We start from the raw sequence: 12,627 nt of genomic DNA, 5'->3' as shown, positions 1-12,627 counted from the left end.
TCACACCGGAGGTGAAAGTTCATGAAGTGCCGTCTGTCTTCCCGCCACGCCGTCCCTTTCGTGGCGCTGCTTTCTCTGGGGGCGAGCGTCGCACAGGCCGACGCCGAACGTCTCGAGGCTGACCTGCGTGCGGCCCTGGAGCGCGAAGGTACCCTCGAGATCGGCGAGGTATCCGATGAGCTGCTCGGCAGCACCACCAGTGCCGAGAACCTGACCCTGACCGGCGACAACGGCGAACGCCTGACCATCGCGCGCTACCTGGTCGAGGGCGACTACGACGCACCGGAAGAAGTGGTGCTCGAGGACATCGAGCTGGTCGACCGGGGCGCCAGCATGCTGCTCGAGCGGCTGGTGTTCGAGGAGCCCGGCCAGCCGGTGCTCGATCTGCGTGATCTGCCCTGGGATGAAGACAACCCGCTGGCCGGGATTAGCCTGGAAGGACTGGTAATGGATCAGCGCCAGGGCAAGGTGGGGGCGGACCTTCCCTGGGGCGACTATCCCGGCCGCATCGAGATCCAGAGCCTGGGCGCCAGCGACGTCAGCGCCGATGCCATCGGCAGCCTGACCCTGACCGGGATGAGCGGCTCCAGCGACAACTTCGAGGAACTCGGGGCCGGAACCTTCTCGCTGCCGTCACTCAGTCTGACCGGCCTCAAGGGGCTTGCGAGCGACGCGCCCACGGTGGACGCCCTCGAGCTCGAGGACCTGGAGATTGCCACCGATCGGCTGGTGGCAAGCCTTGAGCATCTGGTGGCCGACGGCGACATGAACGACGGCGAGTACAGCGGGCGCATGGACAACCTGACGGTGGATCTGGCCAGGATGATCGAGCTGGCTCCGGTGGACGAGCGCACCCAGCTACGCCTGGTCAGCAACGTGCTGACCGATGGCTCCGGACAGCTCACCCTGGACGCCGACATGGACGGTACCTGGGAGGCCAACGGTGCCAATGGCCAGGTGGCCAGCCGTTTCGAGATGACCGCAGCCGATGCCTTCCGTCTCGGCTTCGATAGTGACCTGCCGGTAAACCTGCCCAAGGGCCAGGACCCTGCGGCCTACTTTGCCGGCCTCGAGGACTGGACCGAGCTGGACACCCAGGGCGGCGACGTCTCGCTCAGTCTCAGCGATCTGGGCGTGTTTGGGCGTATCGCGCCGGTGGTGGCGGCGACCCAGGGGGTGTCCGAAGACGCCCTGCTCGAACAGCTCAGGACCCAGTCCGAAGGCTTCGGCATCATGATGGGACCGCAGATCGGCGCGGTGCTCACGGGGCTGGTGCAGATGATGGCCGGCGAGGCCAGCGAGATGTCGATCGACCTCAGCCTGCCACCCAGCCGACAGCTCCAGAAGCTGGCCCAGGACCCGCTGGGGCTGCCCCAGGCGTTGTCCATGGAAGTCACGATGGACTAGGGCTTGGCGGAAAAGTGCCTGCGCTCGGTAATACGGCGTAAAAAATCGGATCAATATGCTCATTTACGCCCCGTAGTGGACCCGTAGTGGACCCGTATTGGAGTAGTGGCGGGCACTCTTTCAGGCCACGCTTCAGTCTGACTGAAGCCAAGATGAGAAATCATGCAGCAGCCCATGACGGTCTTTCATGTGAAAGCGGTCATGGGCTGCGCTATGATGGCGGCCCGCTTTTCGCGATTGCCCCTTGAATCCCCCGCTGCGAGGTTATGCCGCCGATGTTCAGCCGTGATATGCAGATTGCCGGTTTCGATGATGCCCTGTTCGATGCGATGCAGAAGGAAGTCGCCCGTCAGGAGGCTCACATCGAGCTGATCGCCTCCGAAAACTACGCCAGCCCCCGGGTGATGGAAGCCCAGGGTAGCCAGCTGACCAACAAGTACGCGGAAGGCTATCCCGGCAAGCGTTACTACGGTGGCTGCGAGTACGTCGACGTGGTCGAGCAGCTGGCCATCGACTATGCCAAGGAGCTGTTTGGCGCGAGCTACGCCAACGTCCAGCCGCACTCCGGCTCCCAGGCCAACGGCGCGGTCTTCCAGGCCCTGGTCAAGCCCGGTGACACCGTGCTGGGCATGAGCCTCGACGCCGGCGGTCACCTGACCCACGGCGCCCGCCCGAACTTTTCCGGCAAGCACTACAATGCCGTGCAGTACGGCATCGACGAGTCCGGCCGCATCGACTACGACGAGGTGGCCCGCCTGGCCCGCGAGCACCAGCCGAAGATGATCATCGCCGGTTTCTCCGCCTACTCGCAGATCATCGACTGGGCACGCTTCCGCGAGGTCGCCGACGAGGTGGGTGCCTTCCTGCTGGTGGACATGGCCCACGTGGCCGGCCTGGTTGCCGCCGGTGTCTACCCGAATCCGCTGCCCCACGCCCATGTGGTCACCACCACCACCCACAAGACCCTGCGCGGTCCGCGTGGTGGTCTGATCCTGTCCGCCGAGAACGACGCCGACATCGAGAAGAAGCTGCAGTCTGCGGTCTTCCCCGGCGGCCAGGGCGGCCCGCTCGAGCACGTCATCGCGGCCAAGGCGATCTGCTTCAAGGAGGCCATGGCGCCCGAGTTCAAGACCTACCAGCAGCAGGTGGTCAAGAACGCCCAGACCATGGCCAAGGTATTTATCGAGCGTGGCTACGACGTGGTCTCCGGCGGCACCGAGGATCACCTCTTCCTGCTGTCGCTGATCAAGCAGGGCCTGACCGGCAAGGACGCGGACGCGGCCTTGGGTCGTGCCCACATCACCGTCAACAAGAACGCCGTGCCCGGTGATCCGCAGAGCCCCTTCGTGACATCTGGCCTGCGTATCGGCACCCCGGCGGTCACCACCCGTGGTTTCGGCGAGAGCGAGTGCGGTGATCTGGCTGGCTGGATCTGCGACATCCTCGACGTCATGGCCAAGGGCGAGTCCACCGAGGCCATCGAGGCCGAGGTCAAGGCCAAGGTGGAAGAAGTCTGCGCCCGTCTGCCGGTCTACGGCTGAGTGCCCGGCGGGGTGACCCGTCCGCCTGAGGCCACCAAAGACACCCCCGAGAGCTCCGCTCTCGGGGGTGTCGTCGTTCTGGGGCTGTGTGCTTGCAGCGGGGCGTCGGCTGTCGATGCACCATTGTGGTGCCTTATCCTGCACCGGGCACGGCCGCGTCCGCCCCGGACCTGACGGGGCCTCGTTGCGCTGACGTCTACCTTCCCTTCATCTGCTTGTTTTCCCGTTGCTCTTCTCAGCGCTGGCGCAGCCCTTGCTTTGTATCTCGGTGAACCCTTTTGATGCGAAGGTCCCACCATGCACGCCAGCACGACCCCCCTAATCGGTGCCTTCGACGGGCCCAGGCTGCTGTTCACCGACCTGGATGGCTCGCTGCTCGACCACCATGACTACGGCTGGAAGCCCGCCGAGCCCTGGCTCGATGCCCTGCGTGAGGCCGGCGTCGCGGTGATCCCGGTGACCAGCAAGACCCGCAGTGAACTGCTCGGCCTGCGCCAGCAGCTCGGCCTTGCCGATCGCCCCTTTATCGCCGAGAACGGCGCGGTGATCGCGCTGCCCCCCAGCTGGTGTCACGCCCGACGCGAGGGACAGCCGGGCCCGGATGGCCTGGTGATCCGCACCATCGGGGTGGATATCGGGCTGATTCGTCGGCGGGTGGCGATCTGGCGTGAGCGGCTTTCCGCGCGCTTTCTGACCATGAGCGAGATGGCGCTGGAAGACGTGGTGGCCTTCACCGGTCTGGATGAACAGGAGGCTCGCCTGGCACGCCTGCGCGAGGGCAGCGAGCCGCTGTTGTGGGAAGACGACGAAGCGCTGCTGCAGCGCTTTCGCGAGGGCCTGGCCAGTGACGGCCTGCGCATGACGAGGGGCGGGCGCTTCTGGCACGTGCTCGGCGACACCGACAAGGGCCAGGCGGTGCAATGGCTGTGCGCCCGCTTCGAGGCGCTCAAGGGCCGACGCCCCGAGACCCTGTCGCTGGGCGATGGCCCCAACGATGTCGCCATGCTCGAGGCCACCGATGCGGCGGTGGTGATTCGTGCTCGCCATGGCCTCGACGTGTCCCCATGCCAGCCGCGCTTGTATCGCAGCGAGGCGCTGGGCCCCAGGGGCTGGGCCGAGGGGGTTGCGCACTTCTGGGGAGAGCAGGATGCGGCGGAGCCTTCCAGCAGCGCAGATGCCGGCGGCGCCGACGACAAGGATCATCACAAGCTGGGCGAGGAGGGTGAGGCATGAGCGATTTCCACCAGAACGGCATCATCACCGACTTTCACAACCTGACTCGGCGCAAGGTCGAAGACCTGGAGGCGGATCTGGAGCGCTTCGGCCGCCAGCGCCCGCTCGGGCTGATCCTGCCGTCATTGTACTCGGAGCTGGAAGGCCCGGCGCTGGACGCCATCGTCGAATCCCTCGCCCAGGCGAGCTATCTGTCGGAGATCGTGATCGGCCTCGATCGTGCCGACCGGGACCAGTTTCTGCGGGCACGCGAGTTCTTTTCGCGCCTGCCCCAGCACCATCGCATCCTGTGGAATGACGGCCCACGCCTGAGCGCGCTGGACGCGCAGCTGGCCGAGGAAGGCCTGGCGCCACAGCAGCCGGGCAAGGGCCGCAACGTGTGGTTCTGTGCGGGCTATGTGCAGGCCTCCGGGCGCACCGCCGCGGTGGGGCTGCATGACTGCGATATCCTGACCTACGACCGCGGCCTGCTGGCACGGCTGATGTATCCGGTGGCCCACCCACGCTTCAACTACGCCTTCTGCAAGGGCTACTACCCGCGTATCGCCGAGGGCAAGCTCAACGGCCGGGTCTCCCGGCTGATGGTGACCCCTCTGCTGCGGGCGCTGAAGATCATGCACGGGCCCTTGCCTTACCTGGACTACCTGGACAGCTATCGCTACCCGTTGTCGGGGGAGTTCTCGATGCGCACCGAGGTGCTGGACAACATCCGCATCCCCGCCGACTGGGGGCTGGAGATCGGAGTGCTGTCCGAGGTCCACCGAGACCACTCCACCAATCGGCTGTGTCAGGTGGATATCGCCGACGTCTACGACCACAAGCATCAACCGGTGTCCGCCGATGACGCGGCCACCGGGCTCAACCGCATGAGCCTGGATATCGCCAAGGCGCTCTATCGCAAGCTGGCCACCCAGGGCGTGGGCTTCTCGTCGGAAGGCTTTCGTACCCTCAAGGCCACCTACTATCGCCTGGCCCTCGATCTGATCGAGGCCTACGACCACGACGCCACCATGAACGGGTTGAGCCTGGACCGTCATGCCGAGGAGCAGGCGGTGGAGCTGTTTGCCGCCAATCTGATCGAGGCCGGTAACGCCTTTCTCGACAACCCCAGGGAGAAGCCCTTTATCCCAAGCTGGAACCGCGTGCGTGCGGCCTTGCCGGACCTGCCCGAACAACTTTATAGCGCGGTGGAGGCCGATAACGCGGGGGATGTCTAAGGCTTTGACGAAAAGTGTCTGCGCTCGGTAATACGGCGTTAAAAATCAGGTCAAAATGCTCATTTACACCACGTAAACTGCGCTTTCTCACCGATTTTTGCCTTGTCTAACCATCGCTCGTCGACTTTTCGTTTAAAGCCTAAATCGCGCTGGCACCAGGCCCCGCCCGGGGCCTGGTGCCAGCGCCTTGATGAACCCTGTCAGTCGGGCTCCGGCCCCATGATGGTATGGAACAGTTCTTCGCTGGGCAGGCCTTGGCTCATCTCGAGCTTGCCTTCGTTGCGATAGACGATGCCCGGGGTCGCCACCATGCCGAAGCTGCGAAACAGTTCATGGTTGCTCTGCAGGCGCTGCTCCAGGTCTCGGGGCAGTTGGCGCATGGGCTCAATCGGATCGCCGCTCTCATGGGCGCGGAGGGCGGCCTGCGGGTCATCGGCGGCCAGCATCGTGACCGCCTGGCGCGGACTCTCGGGGTCGAGGATGCCGACCATCACGTGGCGTAGCTGGACCTGGCCGCTTTCGACGAAGGGCCGGCTCTGCTGCCACAGGCGGGTGCAGTAGGGGCAGTTGGGATCGGTGAACACATAGACGATGCGCTCGGCGTCGGGATCGCCATCGGCGATCCAGGCGCTGTCCTCAAGGCTCTGCCAGGTGGTCTCGTCCTGGGGGCCGCGCACCAGGCGCTCCAGCGGCGCCTCCGACAGATTGTTGGCGTCGGCGTCGATCAGATTGCCGACGATGGCGTGCTCGCCATCCTCGGTGACGAAGATGGTCATCGGCTGTCCGCGATGGCTGGCGGCGAAGCCGCTGAGCCCACCCGGCGCGTCGAATTCACCGTGCACCTCAAGACCTTCCTCCTCCAGCGCCTCGATGGGGGCGGGGTGGTCCTCGGCCTCGACGCTGGACAGTGGCATCAGGCCGAAGGCCACCGCCGCCAGGGTCATGAAGGAACGCTGATGGCGGGGCAGGTCGGGGAGGCGGGGCAGTCGGGGGCGGCGGGGCATGTCGTTACTCTCCGGCATCTTGTAGGACGAATCCCGCGACAAGCGAGAATCACTCGCACTAGGACAGCAGCAAACGCCATCGGTTCGACCGCTGACGTCGCCGGGCAGTGAAAGCGCCAGGGCCGCGCTGTTGTGCGATACACCGAGCGCGCGGTGACTTATCTGTCGGTGCGCACCAGCCACAGTGAACGATAGGGGGCCAGGGTGTCGACGGGCCGCCAGGCGCCCCCTTCCAGCAGGTCCTGCCAGCCGGACTGGTCGAGGCCGTCCAGTACCAGTGGCTGAGGCCGATCGGTGACGTTGTGAATGGCCAACAGTCGACGGCCATCGTCCAGGGGGCCGCGCTGGATCGCCAGCAGCTCCGGTGGTGTGGGGATGACCGTCTGGGCCGCATCGGGGTGGAAGCAGGGTTCCCTGCGACGGATCTCGAGACGGCGGGTGAGGGCGAAGAACACCTCGCGGGTCGGCGTGTGACGGCTGTCCAGCAGAGGTTCCAGCTCCTGGCGGTCCCAGCGCTTGCGATTGATCGAACGCAGGCGCCCACTGCGTTCGACCCCGTCGTGGTCGTTCTGGGTGGCGGTCAGGCAGTGCAGGTAGACGCCGGGGATACCCTTCAGCACCAGCATCAGGTGCTGGCTCAACAGGAAGCGCTCGACCTGCCACGGGTCGGGGCCGCGCCGGGTCCCGCTCATGGCATCGAACCAGGTGATATTGAGCTCGTAGGGGCTGTCGCTGCCGTCGGCCTGCCGGCGCATGCTGACGAAGCCACCGAAGCGCTGCATCAAGGCGACCAGGGCGTCGATCTCGTGGCCTTCCAGCCAGCCTTCCAGCGGGCGCACGCCAATGCCATCGTGGCTGGCGGTGAAGTTCAGATAGCTGCAGCCGGCGGGGAGCTCGGGCAGGCTGTCGAGCCAGCGTGCCAGGGTGCCGGCCTCGCCACTGGTCAAGGTGTGCAGCAACAGAGGTGGCAGCGGGAACTGGTAGACCAGGTGGGCCTCGTCGGGCGGCGTATCCTGTCGCTCCAGGCCGAAGTAGCTGATGTTCTCGGCGTGGGGCACGTTGGTCTCGGTGATGATCAGGGTGCCGGGGGCGACGTGGTCGACCACCGCCCGCAACAGCCGCACCACCGCGTGGGTCTCGGGAAGGTGGATACAGCGGGTGCCGGGGCGTTTCCACAGGAAGGCGACGGCGTCCAGCCGGACGATGCGGGCGCCCTGCTGCAGGTAGAACAGCAGGATGCCGACGAATTCGATCAATACGTCGGGGTTGGCGAAGTTGAGGTCGATCTGGTCCTCGGAGAAGGTCGCCCACAGGTGGCGAACGCCACGGCGGGTGCTGACGGGGACCAGCAGCGGTGAGCTGCGCGGACGCACCACCTCGCTGAGATCGGTATCGGGGTCCATCTCGATGAAGTAGTCGCGCCCGGGCAGGTTGCCGCCGAGATAGTCGGCAAACCACAGTGATTCTCGCGAGACATGGTTGAGCACCAGGTCCACCATCAGATCATGGTGACTGGCCAGGCGCCGGATATCGCGCCAGTCGCCCAGTTTCGGGTCGACTTCGCGATAGTGGATCACCGAGAAGCCGTCGTCGCTGCTCCAGGGGAAGAAGGGCAGCACATGGACACCGCTGAAGACGGTCTTCAGGCGCTTGCTCAGGAACTCATCGAGTACCGCCAGGGGGGGCTTGTCGGCATCCAGCAGCGAGTCGCCATAGACGATCAGCCACTGGTCCTGCTCGCTCCACAGCGTCTGGCGTGCACCATGACGGTGCCTCAACCCGGCCCCCTGCGCTTCGATCATGCGCAGCAGACGGCGCAGGACCTCTTCGCTGCGTGCACCATAGAGAGGCGCGAGCAGCTCTGCGGCACGCTGGCGAAAGTCGTCGGGTTCCAGGGGGGAGAGGTGGCTTGCCATGGTGTCCTCCGCAGGCGTGGGGGCGCCTTGCCCCGTGAGCGCTCGCCATTTCATTGACGGCTAGAAAGAAAGTATCAAGCACAGGGCGTGCCAACTCAGCTGAAATCGCGGATGACCTGGGCCATTGCGCTGGGCGGGGCAGGCCTCAGCCGTTACACTATGGCGACATATTTTTCCTGCCGGACTGTCCGCTATGCATTGCCCCTTCTGTGGCGCCCAAGAGACCCGAGTGACTGACTCCCGGCTGGTCGCCGAAGGTGATCAGGTGCGCCGACGGCGGCAGTGTGCTGGCTGCGGTGAGCGCTTCACCACCTACGAGACCGCTGAACTTATCATGCCACGGATCATCAAGGCCGATGGCTCGCGGGAGGTGTTCGACGAGATCAAGCTGCGGGCCGGCATGCTGCGGGCGCTGGAAAAACGCCCGGTCAGCGCCGAGTCGATCGAGGCGGCGGTGGAACGTATCCGCCAGAACCTGCGCGCACGAGGCGAGCGCGAGGTCCAGGCGCGGGTGGTCGGTGAAGAGGTGATGAATGCCCTCAAGCGCCTCGATCAGGTGGCCTATATCCGCTTTGCCTCAGTCTATCGACGGTTTCAGGATATCGACGAATTTCGCGCCGAGATCGACCGCCTGGCCCAGGAGCCGAGTTTCTCGCCCGACACCGGGGAGAGCACATGAATCCGACGGACAGCACGGCAGGCCAGGATGAAGCCTGGATGGCCAGGGCATTGAAGCTGGCCGAACGCGGTCGCTACACCACCATGCCCAATCCGAGGGTCGGCTGCGTACTGGTCAAGCACGGCAAGCATCTGGCCGACGGCTACCATCAGCGCGCCGGGGAACCCCACGCCGAGGTCCATGCACTCGAGGCTGCCGGTGAGCACGCCCGAGGCGCCACCGCTTACGTGACGCTGGAACCCTGCTCCCACCAGGGGCGCACAGGGCCTTGCTGCGATGCCTTGATCAAGGCCGGTGTCGCCAGGGTAGTGGTAGCCATGCAGGATCCCAATCCTCAGGTGGCGGGACGCGGTATCGCACGACTGCGTGACGCCGGGGTCGAGGTAAGGCTCGGTTGCCTCGAGGCGGACGCCCAGGTATTGAACGCCGGCTTCGTGTCGCGCATGACCCGGGGGCGTCCACGGGTCAGCCTCAAGCTCGCCATGAGCCTCGACGGCCGTACCGCCATGGCCTCCGGCGAGTCCCAGTGGATCACCGGTGCCGAGGCTCGGCGTGACGTCCAGCGGCTGCGGGCTCAGAGCTGCGCCATCCTCACCGGGGTGGATTCGATCATCTTCGACAACTCGCGGCTGACGGTGCGTGCCGATCAGCTCGGGCTCGATGACGCCGAAGTCATCGCCCGACGCCAGCCGCTGAGGGTCGTGGTGGACTCGCGCCTGCGCATGCCGCTGGCCGCGGCCTGCCTGAGCGAGCCAGGGGAGACGCTGGTGGTCTGCGTCGAGGGCAGCGAATCCCCTCGCAGAGACGCGCTGACGCGCTCCGGCGCGCGGGTGCTGGAGATGCCAGCAGGCGACGACGGCCGCGTCGATCTTGGCGCGCTGCTCAAGTGGCTAGGTGACGAGGGCGGCTGCAACGAGCTGTTGGTGGAGACCGGCGCGACCCTGGCAGGTGCCTTGATGGATGCCTGTCTGGTGGACGAGTTGCGTCTTTACATGGCGCCGACCCTGCTCGGCTCCGGCGCGCGCGGGCTGATGGCGTTGTCGGGTATCGAACGCATGGCCGAGCAACGGCCTCTGGAAATTCTCGATATCCGCGCCCTCGGCAAGGACTGGCGCATTCTTGCGCGCCCGGCGCTGGCCGCCTGCACCGAGCACTGATTCGACGAAAGTCGCCGGGGGATCGCAGTAGCGGGGCTTCATATAAGCGGCGCCCAACGCGGAGTCGCAGTGTCCGATCTTGATATAAGCGGCGCCCGACGCCCTGTCAGGTCTTTGTCTTTGACTGGCGCCCGACGCCGCGCCACGGTACCCTGACGCGGTTTCTGGCCGCCGTCGCGAGTGGCCATTTTAGATCCAGGGAGCATACATGTCGCAGTCTTCCAGCGGGGGCCTGGCCCCTATTGCCGAACTCGTCGAGGATATCCGCCAGGGCCGCATGGTGATCCTGATGGACGACGAGGATCGGGAAAACGAAGGTGACATCATCATGGCCGCCGAGAAGGTCGAGGCCTGGCACATCAACTTCATGGCGGTTCACGCCCGTGGTCTGATCTGCATGCCGATGACCCGGGAGCGCTGCGAACAGCTCAAGCTGCCGCTGATGGTGCAGGACAACGGCTCCGGTTTCGGTACCAAGTTCACCCTGTCCATCGAGGCCGCCGAAGGGGTCAGCACCGGCATCTCCGCTGCTGACCGCGCGCGCACGGTGCAGGCCGCCTGCGCGCGCAATGCCAAGGCAGAAGACATCGTCCAGCCCGGCCACATCTTTCCGCTGATGGCCGAGCCCGGCGGCGTGCTCCGGCGCGCCGGCCACACCGAGGCGGCCTGCGATCTGGCCGCCCTGGCCGGTTGTGATCCCAGCGGTGTGATCTGTGAGGTCATGAACGACGATGGCAGCATGGCCCGACGTCCTGAGCTCGAGCGCTTCGCCGAGACCCACGGGATCAAGATGGGCACCATCGCCGACCTGATCCACTACCGGATCCACAACGAGCAGACGGTAGAAGAGGTCGAGCGACTGCCAGTGACCACCGCCTACGGTGAGCTGACCGCCCACGTCTTTCTCGACCGCACCCACAAGGTGCACCACCTGGCGCTGGTGAAGGGCTCGCCGAGTCCGGACAGCGTGACCACGGTGCGGGTGCATCTGGCCAACGAGATGCGTGACCTGATGTGCCTGGTCAAGGGCGAGGACGCCTCCTGGCGCGCCCACCAGGCGCTGGAAGAGGTGGCGCGGGCCGAGCAGGGTGTCTTCGTGCTGCTCGATGACATGCGTCCGCATCAGGACCTCAACGATATGCTGCAGGTGTTCCTGGAGCGCCGCCGCACCGCTCGCGGCAGCGAGTCCGACGGCGCCGGCAACTACCTGACCATCGGCACCGGCTCCCAGATCCTGCGCGAGCTCGGTGTCGGCAGGATGCGTCTGCTGAGCTCACCGTGGAAGTTCTCCGCGCTGTCGGGTTTCGATCTCGAGGTGGTGGACATCGTCTCGCCAGCTGATATCAGCGGTTGATTCACGCCGGGCGAGGCAGTAATGCTGGCGTCCGGTGTTTCGGTTTTTACCAGGGGACAGGCCCTTTGACAGGGTCACCCCGACTACCGGCCCCAGGCCGGTACATTCAGGAAGATTCAAGATGCAACCTATTTCCCAAGTCGAAGGCAGCTTCGTCGACGTCCAGGGCCGCTACGTGATCGTCGTGGGCCGCTTCAATCACCATGTGGTAGATAGCCTGGTCGAGGGCGCGGTGGACAGCCTGGTGCGCCACGGGGTGGACATGGAGATGATCGACATCGTCCACGTCCCGGGTGCCTGGGAACTGCCGCTGGCGGTCAAGCGTGTGCTCGCGGTGGCGCGTCCCGACGCCGTGGTCGCGCTCGGCGCGGTCATTCGCGGCGGTACCCCGCACTTCGAGCACGTGGCCGGCGAGTGCAATTCCGCGCTGTCGCGGCTACAGCTGGAGTTCGACACCCCGGTGGCCAACGGTGTGCTGACGGTCAACTCCATCGAGCAGGCCATCGAGCGGGCCGGCACCAAGGCCGGTAACAAGGGCGTCGAAGCCGCCATGGCCGCCATGGAGATGGTGTCGCTGCTGCGTCATTTTGGTGACGATGCCGAGGAGACCCCCGCATGAGCCGCGAACAGCGTGCGCCCAGCAAGGCCCAGCAGTCTCGCCGTGCGGCTCGCGAGCTGGCGGTGCAGGGACTTTATCAGTGGCAGATGACCGACAAGTCCATCACCGCGGTCGAGGCCGAATTTCGCAGCCAGGTGCCCGATGACGACCTGGAGGTGCACGAGAACTGGCTCAAGGTCATGGAAATCGCCGATCTGGCGCTGTTCCATGAGCTACTGCATAACGTCGCACGCTACCGCAAGGAGCTCGACGCCTCGATCTCGCCGCTGCTGGACCGCCGCCTCGAGGACATCGATCCGATCGAGCTGGCGATCCTGCGCCTTGGGGCCTACGAGCTGTCCAAGCGTCTGGAGGTCCCTTATCGGGCGGTGATCAACGAAGGGGTCGAGCTGGCCAAGTCCTTTGGCGCCACCGATGGCCACAAGTACATCAACAGCATTCTCGACAAGCTGGCCATCAAGCTCAGAAGCGCCGAGGTCAGTGCCCGTCGCCGCTGAAGG

At 65.6% G+C, this 12,627-nt stretch carries 11 protein-coding genes; 9 read left to right on the top strand and 2 right to left on the bottom strand.

Features of this window, described 5'->3' with window-relative positions:
- Positions 1-21 precede the first annotated feature (21 nt).
- The 4 genes from NFI08_RS12990 (at position 22) to NFI08_RS12975 (ending at position 5,398) form a co-directional block, all read left to right on the top strand.
- Positions 22-1,407, top strand: coding sequence for a hypothetical protein (locus NFI08_RS12990; protein WP_349589859.1), 1,386 nt, complete (start codon positions 22-24; stop codon positions 1,405-1,407).
- A gap of 275 nt (positions 1,408-1,682) precedes the next feature.
- Positions 1,683-2,948 carry a serine hydroxymethyltransferase gene (glyA, locus tag NFI08_RS12985; RefSeq protein ID WP_349589856.1) on the top strand — a complete coding sequence of 422 codons (1,266 nt, stop codon included), beginning with the start codon at positions 1,683-1,685 and terminating at the stop codon, positions 2,946-2,948.
- 297 nt (positions 2,949-3,245) lie between these two features.
- Entirely contained in the window at positions 3,246-4,181 is a 936-nt protein-coding gene (locus NFI08_RS12980; protein ID WP_349589853.1) for an HAD-IIB family hydrolase, read from the top strand.
- Positions 4,178-5,398, top strand: coding sequence for a glycosyltransferase family protein (locus NFI08_RS12975; RefSeq protein WP_045991048.1), 1,221 nt, complete (start codon positions 4,178-4,180; stop codon positions 5,396-5,398). Before NFI08_RS12980 ends, NFI08_RS12975 begins: the two co-directional genes overlap by 4 nt.
- A gap of 200 nt (positions 5,399-5,598) precedes the next feature.
- Here the strand turns inward: NFI08_RS12975 and dsbG are convergent, their stop codons facing one another.
- A complete protein-coding gene (gene dsbG / locus NFI08_RS12970) occupies positions 5,599-6,402 on the bottom strand; it encodes a thiol:disulfide interchange protein DsbG (RefSeq protein WP_286986136.1) in 804 nt (267 codons plus the stop codon).
- A 158-nt stretch (positions 6,403-6,560) separates the two neighbouring features.
- Entirely contained in the window at positions 6,561-8,318 is a 1,758-nt protein-coding gene (locus NFI08_RS12965; protein ID WP_349589848.1) for a sugar phosphorylase, read from the bottom strand.
- A 193-nt stretch (positions 8,319-8,511) separates the two neighbouring features.
- Between NFI08_RS12965 and nrdR the strand changes: the two genes are divergently transcribed.
- The 5 genes from nrdR to nusB all read left to right on the top strand — a co-directional run bounded on the left by nrdR (position 8,512) and on the right by nusB (position 12,624).
- Positions 8,512-8,997, top strand: a complete 486-nt coding sequence (gene nrdR / locus NFI08_RS12960; protein ID WP_045993087.1) for a transcriptional regulator NrdR — start codon at positions 8,512-8,514, stop codon at positions 8,995-8,997.
- Positions 8,994-10,154, top strand: a complete 1,161-nt coding sequence (gene ribD / locus NFI08_RS12955; protein ID WP_349589844.1) for a bifunctional diaminohydroxyphosphoribosylaminopyrimidine deaminase/5-amino-6-(5-phosphoribosylamino)uracil reductase RibD — start codon at positions 8,994-8,996, stop codon at positions 10,152-10,154. The genes nrdR and ribD overlap by 4 nt, the downstream gene beginning before the upstream one ends.
- Positions 10,155-10,362: 208 nt before the next feature.
- On the top strand, positions 10,363-11,508 hold the full coding sequence (gene ribBA, locus NFI08_RS12950; RefSeq protein WP_349589841.1) for a bifunctional 3,4-dihydroxy-2-butanone-4-phosphate synthase/GTP cyclohydrolase II: 1,146 nt from the start codon (positions 10,363-10,365) through the stop codon (positions 11,506-11,508).
- Positions 11,509-11,629: 121 nt separating this feature from the next.
- On the top strand, positions 11,630-12,127 hold the full coding sequence (ribH, locus tag NFI08_RS12945; protein WP_045993084.1) for a 6,7-dimethyl-8-ribityllumazine synthase: 498 nt from the start codon (positions 11,630-11,632) through the stop codon (positions 12,125-12,127).
- Positions 12,124-12,624, top strand: a complete 501-nt coding sequence (gene nusB, locus NFI08_RS12940; RefSeq protein WP_045993083.1) for a transcription antitermination factor NusB — start codon at positions 12,124-12,126, stop codon at positions 12,622-12,624. The genes ribH and nusB overlap by 4 nt, the downstream gene beginning before the upstream one ends.
- The last annotated feature ends 3 nt before the right edge of the window (positions 12,625-12,627 follow it).

Source organism: Halomonas sp. EF61 (assembly GCF_040147045.1).
Lineage (GTDB): Bacteria > Pseudomonadota > Gammaproteobacteria > Pseudomonadales > Halomonadaceae > Halomonas > Halomonas litopenaei.
The sequence above is the reverse complement of the archived record's forward strand: the minus strand, read 5'-3'. Positions and strand labels throughout refer to the sequence as shown.